The organism is Streptomyces sp. FIT100, assembly GCF_024584805.1.
Classification (GTDB): domain Bacteria; phylum Actinomycetota; class Actinomycetes; order Streptomycetales; family Streptomycetaceae; genus Streptomyces.
The window spans coordinates 5,511,038-5,531,212 of the sequence record NZ_CP075715.1; the positions used below are offsets into that span (position 1 = coordinate 5,511,038).

Consider the following 20,175-nt stretch of genomic DNA (forward strand, 5'->3'; position numbering starts at 1 on the left):
AGACCTATTCAAATAGTTTGTGATACGGTTCACGAGAGCCGGAGACAGAGCCGAAAGACCGTAGAGCGACGGTCTCCTCGGCCCCGAGACCCACCTCGGACCGGATCTACGCTCGTCCATGACGACACCACTGCCCCCACCAGTAAGCGGAGCTGCCGCCATGCCGACGTCCAACGACGCCCGGATCCTCCTTCTCGCCGCCGTACCCACTGCTGCCGCCGGCGCCATCGCCACGGTCATCAGCGGTGTCGTCGCCGGCGGCAAGGGGGCGATCGGCGCCGCCGTCGGCACCCTGGTGGTCGTCCTCTTCATGGGGATCGGCATGGTGGTGCTCCAGCGCACCGCGAAGTCCATGCCGCAGCTGTTCCAGGCGATGGGGCTCATGCTCTACACCGCCCAGCTGCTGCTGCTCTTCATCTTCGTGGCCGCGTTCAAGAACACGACGCTGTTCGACCCGAAGGCGTTCGCCTTCACCCTCCTCGCCTCGGTCATCGTGTGGGTGGCAGCACAGGCTCGCGCCCACACCAAGGCGAAGATCTTCTACGTCGACCCCGCCTCCTCGAACACCGAAAAGTCCGAGAAGACGGGGTCGACGGCATGACGGGTAGGGCCGGGATAAATGCCCGTTCGGGATCCTGCTATCGTCCGGTGCCAACTGCGGCACTGCGGGCGCGGGCATCCGAGCTGACGCCTGTCCCAGCGCGAGGCTCGACGCCGAACCGCCGCCCCCTTATCCGTAAGACCACCAGTCCAGTGCCGACCCGCGGCTGCGTGCCGCGCCGACACAACGAGGTTGCCGTACCTATGCGCCACGCTGAAGGAGCCCGCGGTGAGTGCTGACCCGACGCAGGTGCTCGCCTTCGAGACCGACTGTCACATCTTCGATGGATGCGGCTTTCCGGCTCCGGGCCTGCATTCGTTCCTCTTCGAGCCGATCTTCGGTGACGCAGACAGCACCTTCGGCTATTTCAACAAGACGATGCTGCTCGCCCTCCTGGGCACCGTCATCATCGTCGCTTTCTTCTGGGCCGCCTTCCGCAAGCCGAAGGTCGTCCCCGGCAAGCTCCAGATGGTCGCCGAAGCCGGCTACGACTTCGTCCGCCGCGGTATCGTCTACGAGACCCTGGGCAAGAAGGAGGGCGAGAAGTACGTCCCCTTCATGGTGTCGCTGTTCTTCTTCGTCTGGATGCTGAACCTCTGGTCGATCATCCCGGTGGCCCAGTTCCCGGTGACCGCGATCATCGCGTACCCGGCTGCGCTCGCCGCGATCGTCTACGTCATCTGGATGTCGGTGACCTTCAAGCGTCACGGCTTCGTCGGCGGCTTCAAGAACCTCACGGGCTACGACAAGTCCCTCGGCCCGGTTCTGCCGATGGTCATGGTCATCGAGTTCTTCTCGAACGTCCTGGTCCGCCCGTTCACCCACGCGGTCCGACTCTTCGCGAACATGTTCGCCGGTCACACCCTGCTGCTGCTGTTCACCATCGCCAGCTGGTACCTGCTGAACGGCATCGGCATCGCCTACGCGGGCGTCTCGTTCGTGATGGTGCTCGTGATGACCCTCTTCGAGCTCTTCATCCAGGCAGTCCAGGCGTATGTGTTCGTCCTCCTGGCCTGCAGCTTCATCCAGGGCGCGCTCGCCGAGCACCACTGATCGCCCACCCAAGCCCCCAACCCGTCCGGTGGCCAACCCCCACCGGTCCGTGAAAGAGAAGGAAGAACTGGCATGTCCCAGACCCTTGCCGCTGTCTCTGGCTCCCTCGGCTCCATCGGTTACGGTCTCGCGGCCATCGGCCCGGGCGTCGGCGTCGGCATCATCTTCGGTAACGGCACCCAGGCTCTCGCCCGTCAGCCCGAGGCGGCCGGCATCATCCGCGCCAACCAGATCCTGGGCTTCGCCTTCTGTGAGGCGCTCGCGCTCATCGGTCTGGTCATGCCGTTCGTCTACGGCGTCTGATCTGCGCAGTCCGATCAGCCCACTAGGACGAAAGGCAATGATGTGAACCTCACGGTTCTCGCGGCTGAGGAAATTCAGAGCCCCCTCATTCCGCCGCTCCCCGAGCTCGTCATCGGCCTGATCGCCTTCGCCATCGTCTTCGGCTTCCTCGCCAAGAAGCTCCTCCCGAACATCAACAAGGTTCTGGAAGAGCGCCGCGAGGCCATCGAGGGCGGCATCGAGAAGGCCGAATCAGCCAAGGTCGAGGCCGAGAGCGTGCTCGAGCAGTACAAGGCTCAGCTCGCCGAGGCCCGTCACGAGGCCGCGCGTCTGCGCCAGGAGGCCACCGAGCAGGGCGCCGCGATCATCGCTGAGATGCGCGCGGAAGGCCAGCGGCAGCGCGAGGAGATCGTCGCCGCCGGTCACGCCCAGATCGAGACCGACCGCAAGTCCGCGGCGTCCGCGCTGCGCCAGGACGTGGGCAAGCTCGCCACCGACCTGGCCGGCAAGCTGGTCGGCGAGTCCCTCGAGGACCACGCCCGCCAGAGCCGCACCATCGACCGCTTCCTCGACGAGCTCGAGGAGAAGGCCGAGGCAGCCCGATGAAGGCGCTGCACGGAGCGAGCCGCGAGGCACTGGCTGCCGCACGCGAGCGTCTCGACGCGCTGACCGACAACACCTCGGTCGACGCGACGAAGCTCGCCGAGGAGCTGGCCGCCGTTACCGCGCTGCTCGACCGCGAGGTGTCGCTGCGTCGGGTCCTGACCGACCCGGCGCAGGCCGGCGAGGCCAAGGCCGAGCTGGCCGCGCGACTGCTGAGCGGTCAGGTGGGCGGCGAGACCGTCGACCTGGTCTCCGGCATGGTCCGTTCCCGCTGGTCGCAGTCGCGCGACCTGGTGGACGCGATCGAGGAGCTGGCGGCCACCGCCGACCTCACCGCGGCCCAGCAGGCCGGTGCGCTCGACGACGTCGAGGACGAGCTGTTCCGGTTCGGCCGGATCGTCGCCTCCAGCACCGAGCTGCGGGCCGCGCTGACCGACCGGACCGCGACCGCCTCCGCCAAGGGCGAGCTGCTGCGCAGCCTGCTCGGCGGCAAGGTCAACGCGGTCACCGAGCGTCTGGTCATCCGTCTGGTGACCGCGCCCCGGGGTCGTAGCCTGGAAGCGGGACTCGAGTCCCTGTCCAAGCTCGCCGCGGCGCGCCGGAACCGGATGGTCGCCGTCGTCACCACGGCGGTGCCGCTGAGTGACCAGCAGAAGCGGCGCCTCGCCGCCGTGCTGTCGAAGCTGTACGGCCACGACATGCACCTGAACCTGGACGTGGACCCCGAGGTCCTCGGCGGGATCACCGTGCAGATCGGCGACGAGGTCATCAACGGCACGATCGCGGACCGGATCGCCGAGGCGAACCGCCGCATCGCCGGCTGACAGGCCAGCAACTCAACAAGCATTGCTAGAGCGGCCCGGTTGGGCCGCAGAGGATTCACCTCCTACAGGGGGGAGTCCCCATCCCCCCAAAGTGAAACTTCGGGCCCAACAAGGAGAGCAGGGAACCCAGATGGCGGAGCTCACGATCCGGCCGGAGGAGATCCGGGACGCGCTGGAGAACTTCGTCCAGTCGTACAAGCCGGACGCGGCCTCGCGCGAGGAGGTCGGTACGGTCAGCCTTGCCGGCGACGGCATCGCGAAGGTCGAGGGTCTTCCCTCGGCCATGGCCAACGAGCTGCTGAAGTTCGAGGACGGCACCCTCGGCCTCGCCCTCAACCTCGAGGAGCGCGAGATCGGTGCCATCGTCCTTGGTGAGTTCAGCGGCATCGAGGAGGGCCAGTCGGTGCAGCGCACCGGCGAGGTGCTGTCCGTCGCCGTCGGCGAGGGCTACCTCGGCCGCGTCGTCGACCCCCTCGGCAACCCGATCGACGGCCTCGGCGAGATCGAGACCTCGGGCCGCCGCGCCCTTGAGCTGCAGGCCCCCACGGTCATGCAGCGCAAGTCGGTGCACGAGCCGATGGAGACGGGCTACAAGGCCGTCGACGCGATGACCCCGATCGGCCGTGGCCAGCGTCAGCTGATCATCGGTGACCGTCAGACCGGCAAGACCGCCCTGGCCGTCGACACGATCATCAACCAGCGCGACAACTGGCGCTCCGGCGACGTGAACAAGCAGGTCCGCTGCATCTACGTCGCCATCGGCCAGAAGGGCTCCACCATCGCGTCCGTGCGTGGCGCGCTGGAGGAGGCCGGCGCCCTGGAGTACACGACCATCGTCGCCGCCCCGGCGTCCGACCCGGCCGGCTTCAAGTACCTGGCGCCGTACACCGGTTCGGCCATCGGCCAGCACTGGATGTACGAGGGCAAGCACGTCCTGATCATCTTCGACGACCTGTCGAAGCAGGCCGACGCCTACCGTGCCGTGTCCCTGCTGCTGCGCCGCCCGCCGGGCCGTGAGGCGTACCCGGGTGACGTCTTCTACCTGCACTCCCGCCTCCTGGAGCGCTGCGCCAAGCTCTCCGACGACATGGGCAAGGGCTCGATGACGGGTCTCCCGATCGTCGAGACCAAGGCCAACGACGTCTCGGCGTTCATCCCGACCAACGTCATCTCCATCACCGACGGCCAGTGCTTCCTGGAGTCCGACCTGTTCAACGCCGGTCAGCGTCCGGCCCTGAACGTCGGTATCTCGGTCTCCCGAGTCGGTGGCTCCGCCCAGCACAAGGCCATGAAGCAGGTCTCCGGCCGTCTGCGCGTGGACCTCGCCCAGTACCGCGAGCTGGAGGCGTTCGCCGCCTTCGGTTCCGACCTGGACGCCGCGTCGAAGGCGTCGCTGGAGCGCGGTAAGCGCATGGTCGAGCTGCTGAAGCAGGCGCAGTACGCCCCGTACTCCACCGAGAACCAGGTCGTCTCCATCTGGGCCGGCACCAACGGCAAGATGGACGACGTCCCGGTCGAGGACATCCGCCGCTTCGAGGCCGAGCTGCTCGAGTTCCTGCACCGTGAGCAGAAGCCCCTGATGACCTCCATCGTCGAGGGCGGCAAGATGTCGGACGACACGCTCGGCAAGATCGCGGAGCAGATCGAGGTCTTCAAGAAGCAGTTCGAGACGTCGGACGGCAAGCTGCTGGGCGAGGACGCTCCGGCCGCCGTCAACGTCTCGAAGTGACGACGGAAGGGACCTGACTCATGGGAGCCCAGCTCCGGGTCTACAAGCGCAAAATCCGGTCCGTCACCGCGACTAAGAAGATCACCAAGGCGATGGAGATGATCTCCGCCTCGCGCATCGTCAAGGCGCAGCGCAAGGTGGCGGCCTCCACGCCGTACGCGACCGAGCTGACCCGTGCGGTCACCGCGGTGGCGACGGGATCGAGCACCAAGCACCCGCTGACGACGGAGGCCGAGAGCCCGAGCCGTGCCGCGGTCCTGCTCCTCACGAGCGACCGCGGTCTGGCCGGCGGCTACTCGTCCAACGCCATCAAGACGGCCACCCGGCTCACCGAGCGGCTCCGTGGCGAGGGCAAGGACGTCGACAGCTACATCGTCGGCCGCAAGGGCGTGGCCTACTACGGCTTCCGTGACCTCAAGGTCGAGGAGTCGTGGACCGGCTTCACCGACAACCCGTCGTACGCGGACGCCAAGGCGATCGCGGCGCCCCTGATCGAGGCCATCGAGCAGGAGACGGCCGAGGGCGGCGTGGACGAGCTCCACATCGTCTTCACCGAGTTCGTCTCGATGCTGACGCAGACGCCGGTCGACGGCCGGCTGCTGCCCCTCAGCCTCGGTGAGACGCAGCAGGAGACGGACGGCACGAAGGGCGAGATCCTTCCGCTGTTCGACTTCGAGCCGTCGGCGGAGGACGTCCTCGACGCCCTGCTGCCGCGGTACGTCGAGAGCCGGATCTACAACGCCCTGCTGCAGGCCGCCGCTTCCGAGCACGCGGCCCGCCGTCGGGCGATGAAGTCCGCCACCGACAACGCGGGTGACCTGATCCACACCTATTCCCGCCTTGCCAACGCGGCCCGCCAGGCCGAAATCACCCAGGAAATCAGCGAGATCGTCGGTGGCGCCAGCGCCCTGGCCGACGCGACCGCGGGGAGTGACAAGTAATGACGACCACTGTTGAGACGGCCGCCGCCACGGGCCGCGTCGCCCGGGTCATCGGCCCGGTCGTCGACGTGGAGTTCCCCGTCGACGCGATGCCGGAGATCTACAACGCGCTGCACGTCGAGGTGCCGGACCCGGCCCAGCCGGGTACCAACCGGACCCTGACCCTCGAGGTTGCCCAGCACCTCGGTGAGGGCCTGGTCCGCACCATCTCGATGCAGCCCACCGACGGTCTGGTCCGCCAGGCCACGGTGACCGACACGGGCGCGGGCATCACCGTCCCGGTCGGCGACTTCACCAAGGGCAAGGTGTTCAACACCCTCGGTGAGGTGCTGAACGAGCCGGAGGCCAACGGCCAGGAGACCGAGCGCTGGGCGATCCACCGCAAGGCCCCGAAGTTCGAGGACCTCGAGTCGAAGACCGAGATGTTCGAGACCGGCCTGAAGGTCGTCGACCTTCTCACCCCGTACGTCAAGGGTGGAAAGATCGGTCTGTTCGGTGGCGCGGGTGTGGGCAAGACCGTCCTCATCCAGGAAATGATCATGCGTGTGGCCAAGCTGCACGAGGGTGTTTCCGTGTTCGCCGGTGTCGGTGAGCGCACCCGTGAGGGCAACGACCTCATCGCGGAGATGGAAGAGTCCGGCGTTCTGGACAAGACCGCGCTGGTCTTCGGTCAGATGGACGAGCCCCCGGGCACCCGTCTGCGCGTCGCCCTGGCCGGTCTGACCATGGCGGAGTACTTCCGCGATGTGCAGAAGCAGGACGTGCTCTTCTTCATCGACAACATCTTCCGGTTCACCCAGGCCGGCTCCGAGGTGTCCACCCTGCTCGGCCGTATGCCGTCCGCGGTGGGTTACCAGCCGAACCTGGCCGACGAGATGGGTCTGCTGCAGGAGCGCATCACCTCGACGCGTGGTCACTCGATCACCTCGATGCAGGCGATCTACGTCCCCGCGGACGACCTGACCGACCCGGCCCCGGCCACCACCTTCGCCCACCTCGACGCGACGACGGTTCTGTCCCGTCCGATCTCCGAGAAGGGCATCTACCCCGCGGTGGACCCGCTGGACTCCACGTCCCGCATCCTGGACCCGCGCTACATCTCGCAGGACCACTACAACGCCGCCATGCGCGTCAAGGGCATCCTGCAGAAGTACAAGGACCTCCAGGACATCATCGCGATCCTCGGTATCGACGAGCTGGGCGAAGAGGACAAGCTCGTCGTCCACCGCGCGCGTCGTGTCGAGCGCTTCCTGTCCCAGAACACCCACGCGGCGAAGCAGTTCACCGGTGTGGACGGTTCGGACGTTCCGCTGGACGAGTCGATCGCCGCGTTCAACGCGATCTGCGACGGCGACTTCGACCACTTCCCGGAGCAGGCGTTCTTCATGTGCGGTGGTCTTGAGGACCTCAAGAAGAACGCCAAGGAGCTCGGCGTTTCCTGAGTCCCCTGACTCGTGAACGGGGGGGCGGGGCCCGCCCCGCCCCCCTTCGCACACCCTTCCGGCCGAGTGGCCGGGGTGGGGCCGGGCGTTTCGGCGTCCGGCGCCCTATGCACCATCTCCCGGGGACAACCCCCGGACCCCCGGCCGTGAGGCCGGGCGGGCCCCGGCGTTTCGGCGCCCGGCGTCCTATTAGACTTATGACCCAACACCCGGCTGAACCGCCGGGTGGTGACCCGAGGAGCCACCCTTGGCTGCTGAGCTGCACGTCGAGCTGGTCGCCGCCGACCGCCAGGTCTGGTCCGGCGAGGCCACCCTGGTCGTCGCGCGCACCACGTCCGGCGACATCGGCGTCATGCCCGGTCACCAGCCGCTGCTCGGTGTGCTGGAGTCGGGCCCGGTGACCATCCGTACGAGCGAGGGAACGGTCGTCGCCGCAGTGCACGGCGGCTTCATCTCGTTCGCCGACAACAAGCTGTCGCTGCTCGCGGAAATCGCCGAGCTGGCGGACGAGATCGACCAGCAGCGCGCCGAGCGTGCGCTGGAGCGCGCCAAGTCCGAGGACGACGCCGCCGCCGAGCGGCGCGCCGAGGTCCGGCTGCGCGCGGTCGCGGTGCACTGAGCGCACCGCGCCGATGGACCCTCTCAGCCGCGGCCAGGGCTGGAATTCTCCAGACCGGGTCGCGGCTGAGGCAATGCAGGTGCAGGTTGTATACCGCTACGGGACGAAGCGAGGAGGTCGGTGGAGATGTTCCTCGCTCTGCTTGTGAGCGGTCTGGTCGTCGCACTGGTGGTGATCGGGCTCTTCGTCTTCGGCCTGCGCCGCAGGCTGATCCAGCGTTCGGGCGGCACCTTCGACTGCAGCCTGCGCTGGAACGTACCGGAGCAGGACGACCACTCCGGTAAGGGCTGGGTCTACGGGGTCGCCCGCTACAGCGGTGACCGGATCGAGTGGTTTCGCGTCTTCTCGTACGCGCCCCGTCCGCGCCGTGTGCTGGAGCGCGCCGCCATCGAGGTGCTGGCCCGCCGGCTGCCCGAGGGCGAGGAGGAGCTGGCGCTGCTCTCCGACTCCGTCGTCCTGGGCTGTCTCCACCGGGGGACCCGGCTGGAGCTGGCGATGAGCGAGGACGCTCTCACCGGCTTTCTCGCATGGCTGGAGGCCGCGCCTCCCGGACAGCGAGTCAATGTTGCCTAAAAAAGAGGTGCCTCGTTGGGTGGGGGCGCCCCCGGACGGAGTCTGGGGGAGAGTCAACGTTGCCTGACCCCGGCGCGGGGGACGCGGACGCCGCCGGAATCGCCCTCCTGGGGCCGGGGGAGTGCCACGTCTGGTCCGCCGAGGCCCGCTGGGCGCCCGAGCTCCTCGATGTGCTCGACGAGCGCGAGCGGGAGCGCTGCGCGCAGTTCCGCCACGACGGCGCCCGGGCGCTCTATCTCACCGCGCATGTCCTGGCCCGCCGGACCGTGGGCGTACAGCTCGGCGTCGACCCGCGTGACGTCGTCTTCGTACCCGTGTGCAAGAACTGCCGGCGGCCGCAGGACCCGCCGCACGGCAAGCCGACCCTGCCCGGTACCCCCCTGGAGCTCTCCCTGTCGCACTCGGGAACCAGGGCGATGGTCGCGCTGACCACGGTGGGTCCGGTCGGTGTGGACATCGAGGAGATCGCCGCACGTGCCGGTCTGCCCCTCGATGTGCTCTCCGCGCCCGAGCGGGCCGAGCTGGACCGGCTGCCGGAGGCGGCGAGGCCCCCGGCCTTCATCCGTTACTGGGCCCGCAAGGAGGCCGTGCTCAAGGCCACCGGAGACGGGCTGATGGTCGACCCGGCCACGCTGACCGTGACCGGGCCCGACGCGCCCGCCGGGCTCGTCGAGTGGCGGGAACGCCCCGAGCCGCACCTTCCGGTGCGGCTCGAGGATCTTGCTGTGGGTGACGGCTACCGGGCAGCGGTCGCCGTCGTGGGGGACGGCGACCGCGTCCGGATGGTGCGGCAGTCGGACGTACGGGTCTGAGCAGACCCGCGAGCGCTGTCCGGGACCGCTATCCGAGACCGCTGTTGATGGCGCTGACGAGCTCACCGTTGGTGGTGTCGCCGCTGAACTCCCAGAAGAAGGCGCCTCCCAGGCTCTGGTTCTTCGCCCAGGTCATCTTTCCGGTGATGGTGGAGGGGGTGTCGTAGCTCCACCAGTTGCTGCCGCACTTGGCGTAGGCGGTGCCGGCGATGGTGCCGGTGGTGGGGCAGGAGGTCTTGAGGACCTTGTAGTCCTCGATGCCCTGCTCGTAGGTGCCGGGGGCCGGTCCGGTGGCGGAGCCGCCGGGCGTCGCCTGGGTCACGCCGGTCCAGCCGCGGCCGTAGAAGCCGATGCCGAGCAGCAGCTTCGCGGCGGGTACGCCCTGGGCCTTGAGCTTGGCGATGGCGTCGGCGGAGTTGAAGCCCGCCTGCGGGATGCCGGTGTACGAGGTCAGCGGCGAGTGCGGGGCGGTGGGGCCGTCCGCGTCGAAGGCGCCGAAGAAGTCGTACGTCATCACGTTGTACCAGTCGGAGTACTGCGCGGCTCCGGCGTAGTCGGTCTTCTCGATCTTGCCGCCGCTGCTGGCGTCGGCCGTGATGGCGGCGGTGACCAGGTTGTTGGCACCGAACTTGGTGCGCATGGCCTGCATCATGTTCTTGAATGCGGCCGGGCCGCTGGTGTCGCAGGACAGGCCGCAGGCGTTCGGGTACTCCCAGTCCAGGTCGATGCCGTCGAAGACATCGGCCCAGCGCGGGTCCTCGACCAGGTTGTAGCAGGAGTTGGCGAAGGCGGTCGGGTTCTGGACGGCCTGGGGGAAGCCGCCGGACCAGGTCCAGCCACCGAAGGACCACAGGATCTTGATGTGCGGGAACTGCTGCTTCAGCTTGCGCAGCTGGTTGAAGTTGCCGCGCAGCGGCTGGTCCCAGGTGTCCGCGACGCCGTCGACCGACTGGTCCGCCGTGTACGCCTTGTCGTAGTCGGCGTAGGCGTCACCGATGGTGCACTGGCCGTTCTGGACGTTGCCGAAGGCGTAGTTGATGTGCGTGATCTTCGCGGCGCTGCCGGAGGTCACCAGGTTCTTCACGTGGTAGTTGCGCTGGTAGACGCCCCAGTTGGTGAAGTAGCCCAGCTTGACCTTGCCGCCGGGGCCGGGGCCCGGGTCGCCGCCGGTGGTGCGGACGGCGCGGGCGCCGCTGACCGGGCCGGTCTGGTCGGCGGTGTCACGGGCCTGGACGGTGTACGAGTAGTCCGTGCCGGCGGTCAGCCCGGTGTTGGTGTACGTGAGACCGGTGACCGTGGCGATCTTCGCGCCGTCGCGGAAGACGTCGTAGTTCTTGATGCCGTTGTCGTCGGTGGCCGCGGTCCAGCTCAGCACCACCGAGGTGTTGGTGATGCCGCTCGCGGACGGGGTGCCGGGGGCGGTCGGCGGGTTGTCACCGGGGACGGTGCCGCCGTCGCAGGAGCCGCCGTTCACCTTGCAGTTGGAGGGGGAGCCGGGGCCCGCGCCGTTGAAGCCGAAGGAGATGGAGGCGCCGGGGGCGAGGGTGCCGTTCCAGCTCTTGTTCTTGGCGGTCCAGTGAGTGCCGGAGCCGGTGACGTCGGCGTCCCAGGCAGAGGTGACGGACGTGCCGGACGGGAAGTCCCATTCGACGGTCCAGGCGGAGATCGAGGTGGTGCCGGTGTTCTTCACCGTCCACTTGCCCTCGAAGCCGGTGCCCCAGTCCTGGACCTTGGTGTAGGTGGCGGTGGCGGAGGTTGCGGCCTCGGCGGGAGTGGCGAGGCCGACCATCGCGGCCAGGGGGAGGACCAGGGCGGTCAACGCCGCTATTGCTCTGGATCTGAATCGGCCTCTGGTGCGGGGGGTACTCGTGCTCAAGGGGTACTCCTCGAGGTGCGAACGGACAAAGGGATTCGGTCCGTGCTGAACACTCCGCGTGGCTCACCGCGAAGTGCCGGGTGTGCGGTGAGAGTAGGAAGGTCTGGACCAATCGTCAATAGGTCCAGACCAAAGTAGAACGCAGGTGCGCCCGTTGCCGGCTCAGATACCCAACTCCTGGGCCAGTACCGCCGCTTGGACCCTGCTCCGCAACCCCAGCTTCCCCAGCCGCCGGCTCACATGCGTCTTCACCGTGGCCTCGGCCATCTCCAGCCGCACCGCGATCTCCGCGTTCGACAGACCCCGCCCCAGGCAGGACAGCGCCTCCCGCTCCCGCCGTGTCAGCACGTCCAGCACCGCGAGATCGGCAGCACCCCGGGAGCGTACGGGTGCGGCGGCGAACTCCGTGATGAGCCGCCGCGTCACCGCCGGGGCGATCAGCCCCTCGCCGCGCGCCACCGTCCGTACCGCTTCGATCAGGTCCTTCGCATCCGTGTTCTTCAGCAGGAAGCCGGCGGCCCCGGCGCGCTGGGGGTACCCCCAGGCGTTCAGCTCTGGGGGAGCCCCGAAGACGTACTCGTCGAGGTCGAACGTGGTCAGGACGAGGACGTCGGCAAGGTCCTCGGCGACGACCTGCCGGGTCGCCGACACCCCGTCGAGCCGTGGCATCTGCACATCCATCAGCACCAGGTCCGGCCGCAACTCCCGGGCCAGGCGCACCGCTTCCTCGCCGTCCGCGGCCTCGCCCGCCACCTCGATGTCCGGGGCGCTGTCCAGGATCAGGACCAGCCCCGCCCTTACGGCGCTCTGGTCCTCCGCGACCACGACCCTGATCACGCCATTCACGCCACTCACACCGCTCATGCCGACGGCTCCTTGTCGTCCCTCAGTGGCAGTACCGCCCGCACCCGCCATATCCGCCCCGCCCGGCGGCCCCCTTGGACGCGCCCCCGGCCGGAGCTTCGAGCGCGCCCTCGACCGGGCCCGCGTCGAAGTCGCCGCCCAGCAGCGCCACCCGCTCCCGCATCCCCACGAGCCCGGCCCCGGAACCGGGCGCCCGCGGCCCCGGCCCGGTGCCGTACGCACTGGTCACCGTCACCGTCAGCGCGCGCCCGGGCACCCCCGCGAGGCGCACCGCGACCTCACCGGGGTCCGCGTGCTTCAGCGCGTTCGTCAGCGACTCCTGGACGATGCGGTACGCCGCGAGCTCCACCGGCGCCGGCAGCGGTGTGACCTTCCCGGTCGCATCGTCCAGGGTGAAACTCAGCCCGCTCGCCTCCCCGTTCGCCCGGGCCCGGGCGAACAGCGCGTCGAGGCCGGCGAGGGTGGGCGCGGCGGCGGGCGCGGCGTCACCGCCGCTGTCCCGCAGCAGCCCGATCAGCCGGCGCATCTCCGCCAGGCCCGCCACGCTGTTCTCACGGATGACGGTCAGCGCCCGCCGGGTGGTCGCCGGCTCGTCGAGGGAGAGCGCGGCCGTGGAGTGGATGGCGATCGCCGACAGATGGTTCGCGACCATGTCGTGCAGCTCCCGCGCCATCCGGGCCCGCTCGGCGGTCACCGCCTGCGCACGGTCCATCTCGGCCAGCAGGGCGGTCTGTTCGGCGCGCAGCCGGGCGGCGTCGGCGGCGTCGCGGTGGTTGCGTACGAGCGCGCCGGTCGCCGCGGGCCCGAACGACACCAGCCCGACGAGCACCCCGGCCAGCAGCGCGACGGGCTGGCGGAACCACACCAGGAAGCCGATCGTCGAGGCGACGGTGACCATCCCGGTCGTGTAGGGGATGCGGCGGGCCGCGGCCGGGGTCCCGTACACGACGGCCGCGTACACGAGGTCCGTGAACATCATCACCGTGGCGATGTTCCCGGGTGTGAACTGGTCCGCCACGATCGCGGCCGTGCCCACGATGAGCGCCGTCCGCGGGCGCGTGCGCCTGAGCAGTTCGAGCGCGGCCATGACGACGAGCGGCACGAGCGTCGCCCACGGCCCGGAGAACGGGCGGCCGCCCTCGGTGGTGTGCACCCCGAGCGACCACAGGACCAGACCGCCGGTGAGCCCGGCGGCAGCGATCTGGACGTCGTCGCGGTGCGGGCGGGGGAGGGTCACCACCCCATCAAACACGCGGCGGAGGGCCGCGACCTCCCCGTCCGGGCCGAACCGCGGCTACATCGAAGGATGCAGTCACGGCTCGTCACTGGCGACGACGCGTCGGTGCTCGGCGGCCGGGAGCTTTGAGACGTACGAAGGGAGAGCCGACGTGATCGTCACGCTGATCGTGATCTGTGAGATCGGATTCTGGGTACTGCTGGCCGCCGGGCTCGCCGTGCGCTACCTGCTCAGGATGCCGAGAGCCGGGCTGGCCATCCTGCTCCTGGAGCCGCTGCTGGAGGTCGTGCTGCTCGTCGTCACGGCCCTCGACCTCAAGAACGGCGCGGAACCGAGCTGGAAGCACGGCCTCGCCGCGCTCTACATCGGCTACACCGTCGGCCACGGCCACCGCACGATCACCTGGCTCGACGGCCACGCCGCGCACCGCATCGGCGGCGGGCCGCCCCCGGTGAAGCCGCCCCGCCACGGCATGGCCCGCGCCCGGCACGAGGGCCGGGTGTGGCTCGGAACGGCGGTGGCGGCCCTCGTCGCCACCGCACTGCTCCAGATCGCCGTCCGGTACGTGGACGACCCGTCGCGGACCGGCTCGCTGTACGACTGGATGTACGTCTCCTGGCGGGCGGCCGGGATCCACGGCCTGATCGCGCTCAGCTACGCGGTCTTCCCCAAGCGGGAGCCGGAACGGGAGGCGCGGTCGTCAGCGCTCCCCGCCCGGGACCCACAGCACGTCCCCGACCTCCTTGTTCGCCACCCTCGCGAGGATGAAGAGCAGATCGGAGAGCCGGTTGAGGTACGTCGCCGTCAGTGAGTTCATCGTCTCGCCGTGCACCTCGAGCGCCGCCCATGTCGAGCGCTCCGCCCGGCGCACGACCGTGCACGCCTGGTGCAGCAGTGCCGCGCCGGGCGTGCCGCCCGGGAGGATGAAGGAGCGGAGCTTGTCCAGGCTCTCCAGGAAGCGGTCGCAGTCCGCCTCCAGCTTGTCGACGTACGACTGCTCCACGCGCAGCGGCGGGGCCATTTTTTCCAGAAGCGCCGGGTTCTCCACGACGGGCGTGGACAGATCGGCGCCGACGTCGAAGAGGTCGTTCTGCACTCGGACGAGGACCTTCACGACCTCCTCGGGCAGCCGGCCCAGCGCGATGGCCGTGCCGATGACCGCGTTGGCCTCGTTGGCGTCCGCGTACGCCGAGATTCGCAGATCGGTCTTGGGCGTCCGGCTCATGTCGCCGAGTGCCGTCGTGCCCTTGTCGCCGGTGCGGGTGTAGATGCGCGTCAGATTGACCATGCGGCCAGCCTAGAACCGCTTCGCCGCGCTCACGCGCCCGCCTTCCGGAAGACACGGGTGCCCGCCGTCACACCGAGCACCGCGAAGCCGAGGGCGACGAGGGAGCCGTGCAGCATCGCCGTGCTCGCGTAGTCACCGACGTAACCGGCGCGCACCGCGTCCACGAGGTAGCGGAACGGCATGAGGTGCGACAGCGCGTCGAGCCAGCCCGGCGCCAGCGTCATCGGCAGCATCAGCCCGGACAGCAGCATCGCCGGCATCGTCACCGCGTTGACCGAGGACCTCTTCTTCGACCGCGAGTCCGGGGTCGTCGACCGGCTCTCGCGCTGGGTCCGTGCGCGGGACGCCGGCGAGTCGGCGGCCGTGGCCGTGCTGCGCGAGCTCCGTGCCGAGGTGGAGGCCGTCTCACCCCGAGGCGGGCTGATGGACGGGCACGTGCCCTTCATCCGCGTCATCCACGGCTCCCCCTCGCTCCAGTCCCGGGTGCTGACCCTCCGGCGCGAGATCGTCCTCCTCCTCACCCAGGTCCTGCGTGAGGAGACGGGCGCCGCACCCGACGATGTGATGCCATCCCTGATGGCCGGTCAGATCAACTGGGTGTACGACGCCGCCCGGCCGTCATCGGGCAGGCGATGACGGCCGGGCGGCGGCCCGCCGAGGTCTCCCGCGAGGTGCTCGCCCTCATCGACGAGATGGAGGACCTCCTCAGCGATCGGGTGCTCGGCTACGCGGTACGTCCGAGCTGACCGCCCGTAGCGATGTGATGTCTGTCGGCTGACACGTGACGCGTATCTCTTCGCCGCCACAGGGGGCGTCACGAGCGCTAACCTCCGGCAGAGGTCCGACAGGTAAACGTGCGTTAAGGGGTGTCGCAGTGGCCAGGAAGCTCGCCGTCATCGGGGCCGGACTCATGGGGTCCGGAATCGCGCAGGTCTCCGCCCAGGCGGGCTGGGACGTCGTCCTGCGCGACGTCACCGACGCGGCCCTGACGCGCGGCTCCGACGGGATCAAGGCGTCGTACGACCGGTTCGTCGCCAAGGGCCGGCTCGAAGCCGCCGACGCCGAGGCGGCGTTGGCGCGCATCACCACGACCACCGACCTCGACGCGGTGGCCGACGCGGACATCGTCGTCGAGGCCGTCTTCGAGAAGCTGGAGGTCAAGCACGAGATCTTCCGGACGCTCGACAAGCTCGTACGCGACGACGCGGTCCTCGCCTCCAACACCTCCGCCATCCCGATCACGAAGATCGCGGCCGTGACGGACCGTCCGGAGCGCGTCGTCGGCGCGCACTTCTTCTCGCCCGTCCCGATGATGCAGCTCTGCGAACTCGTCCGCGGCTACAAGACCAGCGACGAAACCCTCGCCACCGCCCGTGAGTTCGCCGAGTCCGTCGGCAAGACCTGCATCGTCGTCAACCGCGACGTCGCCGGCTTCGTCACCACCCGCCTGATCTCGGCGCTCGTCGTCGAGGCCGCCAAGCTGTACGAGTCGGGCGTGGCGACCGCCGAGGACATCGACATCGCCTGCAAGCTCGGCTTCGGCCACGCGATGGGTCCGCTCGCCACCGCCGACCTGACCGGCGTCGACATCCTGCTCCACGCGACCGGCAACATCTACACCGAGTCGCAGGACGAGAAGTTCGCCCCGCCGGAGCTGATGCGCCGGATGGTGGACGCCGGTGACATCGGGCGCAAGAGCGGGCAGGGCTTCTACACGTACTGATCCACAAGGCACCCCGCACGCGCCTGCGCACCATCACCCCACAGGGTGAATTCGGTATCGGTTCGCTTACGGACGGCAACTTCTCTGCTCGAACGGCAGTCAGTTGTTGCAAGAAAGAGGAGCGCACAGCAGGGCACCGCAGACAGCCTGAAGGACAAAAGCACTCTCGGGGAGCGCATATGCACATCAGGGGCGACCACGCCGAGCTGGTCGTCGGGGGCCGCCTCGACGTCCGCAGCGCGGCGGACGCCCGTACGGTCCTGCACTCGGCCGTCGACGACGGAGTCGGCGACCTGGTGCTCGACCTGACCGGTCTGGACTCCTGGGACGCCACCGGGCTCGGGGTCATCATGGGCGCGCACCGGAGAGCGGGCCGCTGCGGCCGGCGGCTCGTGCTGCGCGGCGTGCCGCCGCAGATGCAGCGCCTCCTGGTGGCCACCCGGCTGCACCGGATCCTGGCCATCGAGGGCGGGATCGCCGCGGAGTCGCTGCCGCGGGTCTGACCAGGCGATCGGCTTCCGGTGATCCGGTGTTCCGGTTCTCCTGGCGTTCCGGTTCTCCCGGCGTTCCGGGGTCCCTGTGATCCGGCGTCCCGGCGTCCCGGCGTTCCGGCGTCCTCGCGTTTCGGTCTCCCGGCGTTCCGGCTCGGCGTGCGATCCGGCGTCCCGGCGTTCCGGGCTCCCGGCTCGACGTGCAATACGGCCTCCGGCCTTCCGCTCCGGGCCCATGGGGTGATCCGGGTCATCGCGGCCATCCTGGCCATCACGGCCAACCGGCAGGACACGCAATCCTCACGAGACCGTGACGTCCTGGGCGCCCCGGCACCCCGGCTGTTCCCGGACGCCGGACGAAGGTCTAGGGTTCGGTCGCCTGCCGATTGACGGACCCATGCGGCAGGCACCGGACCAGAAGCGACAGCGGAGCGTGCAGACAGGCCGGGAGGGGCTTCCGCACGAGACGCCATCTGGGGGGCTTTGACCATGGACCCGATCAACCGGGGCCCGGAAGAGTACGGCCACGACATCGACCGCTTCGACGAAGGCGACGACACCGCGGCCGGTGTATCGCGCCCGCCACGCGACGCGCTGCCCGAGCTCGGGCAGAAGGCGGCCGCGCCCGCCCGCACGGTCCGCCTCGTCTCCGGGGACTTCCTGCTCACCGTCAACCCCGTCGACGGCAGCGAGATCGAGCCCTGCCCGCCGGGCGAGCGGCCCTCCCCGCCGGCCCGGCACACCGCCGAGCAGCGCGAGGAACTCCGGCGCGCCGCCCAGCCGCCCGCACCGGCCGGCCCCGCCGCCCCGCCGCTGCCCCTCCTGGAACGCGAGGAGGAGCGCGAGCGGCTGCTGCGCCTGCTCGGGCGCGGCCGCTCCGTCCGGCTCACCGGACCCGCCGGCTCCGGCAGGACCACCCTCCTCGACATCGTCGCCGCCGACTGCGCCGGCCTCGCCCCCGACGGCGTCGTACGCCTCTCCGGCCACCACCGCACCCCCACCGAGCTGCTGTACGAGCTCCTCGCCGCCGTCCACCGCGTGCCGCAGCACCGCCCCGACCGTGCGGGACTGCTCGAACTGGTCCGCGGCATAGGCGCCGTCGTCCTCGTCGACGACCTCGAATTCGGCGGCAGCGCGCTGGACGAACTGCTCGGTGCCACGCCCGAATGCGCCTTCCTGCTCGCCGCCACACCCGACGTCGTGGCGCCCTCGCCCGACTCCCACCTCGAAGAGGTCTTCCTCCAGGGCCTCGGCCGCAGCGCCACGCTGGAGCTCCTGGAGCGCGCCGTGGAACGGCCGCTCACCGACGAGGAGTCGAACTGGGCGGGCGACCTGTGGTTCGAGTCCGAGGGACTGCCGCTGCGCTTCGTCCAGGCGGGAGCGCTGCTGCGGCAGCGTGACGCCCTGCGCATCCCCGACCCCGACCCGGTGGACGAGGACGACGAGAACGTCTTCGCCGACGGCCACGACGCGCCGCTGCCGACCCTGGGGGAGGGCGCGGCGCCCGCCGCACTGCTCGCCTCCCGGCTCAGCGAATCGGCCCGCGAGGCCCTGCGGTTCGCCGTCGCCCTCGGCGGAGAGATGCCGCACCAGGCCCATCTGCCGGCGCTCGTCGGCGACACCCACGCGGACGCCGCGCTCGGCGAGCTGACGAGCTGCGGGCTGCTCACGCCCGTCGGCTCGCGCTACCGGCTCGCCTCGGGCGTCGCCACCCAGCTGGAGGCCGAGGGATACGGCGAGGACGCCGTCGCCCGTGCCCGGACCGCCGCCCAGCACTACGCCTGGTGGACCGGCCACCCCTCGGTCGCCGCCGAACGGGCCGCCGCCGAGGCGGACGCGGTGCTCGCGGCGATGACCGCGCTGGTGCCGGGCAGCGAGGCGGGGCACCCGAGCGCGGCCGTACTGCTCGCGCGCAGCGCCGCGCCCGCCTTCGCGGCGGGGCTGCACTGGGGGGCCTGGGAGCGGGTCCTGCGGACCGGGCAGGAAGCGGCCCGTATCGCGGGCGAAGTGGCCGAGGAGGCGTACTTCCACCACGAACTCGGCGTCCTCGCGCTGTGCGCGGGCAACCTGGACCGGGCGCGGGCCGAGCTCGAAGCCTCCATCGCGCTGCGCGGCGCGCTCGCCGACAAGGGCGGAACGGTCGCGGGCCGGCGCGCCCTCGCCCTCGTCACCGACCGCGAGAGCACCGCCGTGGCGGCGGAGGCGGTCCCGGTCGCGTCGACCCCGCCCGCGGGCGTACCGGCGGCCGTGGCGCCGCCGACGGAGCCCTTGGTCACCCGCCAGGACACCCCGCCCCCCGCGGCGCTCCTGGACCGCCTCCGCCGCACGGTCCTCACCGGCACCCGCCGCAACGTGGCGGCCGCCGGCGCGGGCGCGCTGCTCGTCGCGGTCCTCGGCACGGTGGTCACCCTGGGCGCGACGGCGGGCAACGACGAGCCGGCGGACCAGGTCACGAACGAGCAGTCGGCGACGGAGAACGACGGCGACAGCGGCGACGGCCTCACGGCGGAGCAGCCCTCCGAGTCCCCGACACGCAGCCCGTCGCCTACGAAGAGCGCCCCGGACGACCCGTCCGCGCCCGCCTCCGCCGAGCCGGGCGAGAGCGGCTCGGCGGGCGATCCCTCGACGCCGGGAGGGGCCCCGTCGACCACGGGCGGCATCGGGTCGAGCTCGTCGAGCTCCACGACAGGGAGCCCGTCGACCACGGGCGGGACGACCGGCAGCTCGACAACCGGAGGCCCGACCGGCGGAACGGGGTCCGGAGGCCCGACCGGCGGTACCGACACCGGCGGTACCGACACCGGGGGCACGGACACCGGTGGCACGACGAGCGACCCGACCGGCGGCACGGACACCGGCGGTACGGACGCGGGCGGTACGGACACGGGCGGTACGACGGGGAACCCGACCGGTGGTTCAGACGCGGGCGGTACGACGGGTGACCCGACCGGTGGTTCGGACGCTGGCGGTACCGAAGCCGGCGGCACGACCTCGGGCAGTGTCTCTCCGAGCAGTTCATAGAGCTGACGAGGGCGTCGCCTTCGCCCAGGCGCGGGCGGCGGCACGACGGGCTGACTCGCGGGTCGCCCGCCGGGCCCCGGAGCCGGTCCTGCGTCCGCGGGCCGGAGGGTGGTGTCACGAACGATCGGCGGCAGTCGCACGGTGGGCCCGGCGCCGGGGCGGTACGACGGGCGACCCGAGCGGTGGTTTCGGACGC

The 20,175-nt window shown here is 70.3% G+C and carries 18 protein-coding genes and 3 pseudogenes; 16 read left to right on the plus strand and 5 right to left on the minus strand.

Going from position 1 to position 20,175, the window contains the following annotated elements:
• Positions 1-160 precede the first annotated feature (160 nt).
• From KK483_RS24890 to KK483_RS24940, 11 genes are all read left to right on the plus strand, one after another.
• Positions 161-601 (plus strand): hypothetical protein, encoded by a 441-nt coding sequence (locus tag KK483_RS24890; protein WP_262007455.1) that lies wholly within the window; start codon positions 161-163, stop codon positions 599-601.
• Between the two features lie 213 nt (positions 602-814).
• Complete coding sequence (gene atpB, locus KK483_RS24895) at positions 815-1,654, plus strand: F0F1 ATP synthase subunit A (RefSeq protein ID WP_262009680.1); 840 nt, start codon at positions 815-817, stop codon at positions 1,652-1,654.
• A gap of 72 nt (positions 1,655-1,726) precedes the next feature.
• Positions 1,727-1,957, plus strand: a complete 231-nt coding sequence (locus KK483_RS24900) for a F0F1 ATP synthase subunit C (RefSeq protein WP_262007456.1) — start codon at positions 1,727-1,729, stop codon at positions 1,955-1,957.
• Between the two features lie 42 nt (positions 1,958-1,999).
• Positions 2,000-2,542: a F0F1 ATP synthase subunit B gene (locus KK483_RS24905; protein ID WP_262007457.1), complete on the plus strand. Its 543-nt coding sequence runs from the start codon at positions 2,000-2,002 to the stop codon at positions 2,540-2,542.
• A 5-nt stretch (positions 2,543-2,547) separates the two neighbouring features.
• Positions 2,548-3,363, plus strand: a complete 816-nt coding sequence (locus KK483_RS24910; RefSeq protein WP_262009681.1) for a F0F1 ATP synthase subunit delta — start codon at positions 2,548-2,550, stop codon at positions 3,361-3,363.
• Positions 3,364-3,493: 130 nt separating this feature from the next.
• Positions 3,494-5,092 carry a F0F1 ATP synthase subunit alpha gene (gene atpA / locus KK483_RS24915; protein WP_262007458.1) on the plus strand — a complete coding sequence of 533 codons (1,599 nt, stop codon included), beginning with the start codon at positions 3,494-3,496 and terminating at the stop codon, positions 5,090-5,092.
• Positions 5,093-5,112: 20 nt separating this feature from the next.
• Positions 5,113-6,033 carry a F0F1 ATP synthase subunit gamma gene (locus KK483_RS24920; protein WP_262007459.1) on the plus strand — a complete coding sequence of 307 codons (921 nt, stop codon included), beginning with the start codon at positions 5,113-5,115 and terminating at the stop codon, positions 6,031-6,033.
• Positions 6,033-7,475 (plus strand): F0F1 ATP synthase subunit beta, encoded by a 1,443-nt coding sequence (gene atpD, locus KK483_RS24925; protein ID WP_242329893.1) that lies wholly within the window; start codon positions 6,033-6,035, stop codon positions 7,473-7,475. Before KK483_RS24920 ends, atpD begins: the two co-directional genes overlap by 1 nt.
• 247 nt (positions 7,476-7,722) lie before the next feature.
• On the plus strand, positions 7,723-8,094 hold the full coding sequence (locus tag KK483_RS24930; protein WP_262007460.1) for a F0F1 ATP synthase subunit epsilon: 372 nt from the start codon (positions 7,723-7,725) through the stop codon (positions 8,092-8,094).
• Between the two features lie 126 nt (positions 8,095-8,220).
• Complete coding sequence (locus tag KK483_RS24935) at positions 8,221-8,667, plus strand: DUF2550 domain-containing protein (RefSeq protein ID WP_262007461.1); 447 nt, start codon at positions 8,221-8,223, stop codon at positions 8,665-8,667.
• Positions 8,668-8,726: 59 nt separating this feature from the next.
• A complete protein-coding gene (locus KK483_RS24940; RefSeq protein ID WP_262007462.1) occupies positions 8,727-9,479 on the plus strand; it encodes a 4'-phosphopantetheinyl transferase superfamily protein in 753 nt (250 codons plus the stop codon).
• A gap of 28 nt (positions 9,480-9,507) precedes the next feature.
• Here KK483_RS24940 and KK483_RS24945 read toward each other — a convergent pair whose 3' ends face one another.
• The 3 genes and pseudogenes from KK483_RS24945 to KK483_RS24955 all read right to left on the minus strand — a co-directional run bounded on the left by KK483_RS24945 (position 9,508) and on the right by KK483_RS24955 (position 13,459).
• Positions 9,508-11,355 carry a glycoside hydrolase family 18 chitinase gene (locus tag KK483_RS24945; RefSeq protein ID WP_399014813.1) on the minus strand — a complete coding sequence of 616 codons (1,848 nt, stop codon included), beginning with the start codon at positions 11,353-11,355 and terminating at the stop codon, positions 9,508-9,510.
• Between the two features lie 162 nt (positions 11,356-11,517).
• A complete protein-coding gene (locus tag KK483_RS24950) occupies positions 11,518-12,219 on the minus strand; it encodes a response regulator transcription factor (protein WP_262007463.1) in 702 nt (233 codons plus the stop codon).
• Positions 12,216-13,459: pseudogene (locus KK483_RS24955) on the minus strand (sensor histidine kinase). The gene KK483_RS24950 and the pseudogene KK483_RS24955 overlap by 4 nt, the downstream one beginning before the upstream one ends.
• A 148-nt stretch (positions 13,460-13,607) precedes the next feature.
• On the opposite strand from KK483_RS24955, the gene KK483_RS24960 reads away from it, so the two are divergent.
• Positions 13,608-14,267, plus strand: coding sequence for a hypothetical protein (locus KK483_RS24960; RefSeq protein WP_262007464.1), 660 nt, complete (start codon positions 13,608-13,610; stop codon positions 14,265-14,267).
• Here the strand turns inward: KK483_RS24960 and KK483_RS24965 are convergent.
• Positions 14,157-14,744, minus strand: a complete 588-nt coding sequence (locus KK483_RS24965; RefSeq protein ID WP_262007465.1) for a cob(I)yrinic acid a,c-diamide adenosyltransferase — start codon at positions 14,742-14,744, stop codon at positions 14,157-14,159. The two genes, KK483_RS24960 and KK483_RS24965, sit on opposite strands and share 111 nt — an antisense overlap.
• A 29-nt stretch (positions 14,745-14,773) precedes the next feature.
• Positions 14,774-15,022: pseudogene (locus tag KK483_RS24970) on the minus strand (ABC transporter permease); the annotation flags it as partial.
• On the opposite strand from KK483_RS24970, the pseudogene KK483_RS24975 reads away from it, so the two are divergent.
• From KK483_RS24975 to KK483_RS24990, 4 genes and pseudogenes are all read left to right on the plus strand, one after another.
• Positions 15,021-15,490 (plus strand): annotated as a pseudogene (locus KK483_RS24975) (TetR/AcrR family transcriptional regulator); the annotation flags it as partial. The pseudogenes KK483_RS24970 and KK483_RS24975 overlap by 2 nt on opposite strands.
• 128 nt (positions 15,491-15,618) lie before the next feature.
• Complete coding sequence (locus tag KK483_RS24980; RefSeq protein WP_262007466.1) at positions 15,619-16,467, plus strand: 3-hydroxyacyl-CoA dehydrogenase family protein; 849 nt, start codon at positions 15,619-15,621, stop codon at positions 16,465-16,467.
• A 179-nt stretch (positions 16,468-16,646) separates the two neighbouring features.
• Entirely contained in the window at positions 16,647-16,970 is a 324-nt protein-coding gene (locus KK483_RS24985; protein WP_114624143.1) for an STAS domain-containing protein, read from the plus strand.
• A gap of 477 nt (positions 16,971-17,447) precedes the next feature.
• Positions 17,448-19,979 carry an ATP-binding protein gene (locus tag KK483_RS24990; protein WP_262007467.1) on the plus strand — a complete coding sequence of 844 codons (2,532 nt, stop codon included), beginning with the start codon at positions 17,448-17,450 and terminating at the stop codon, positions 19,977-19,979.
• The last annotated feature ends 196 nt before the right edge of the window (positions 19,980-20,175 follow it).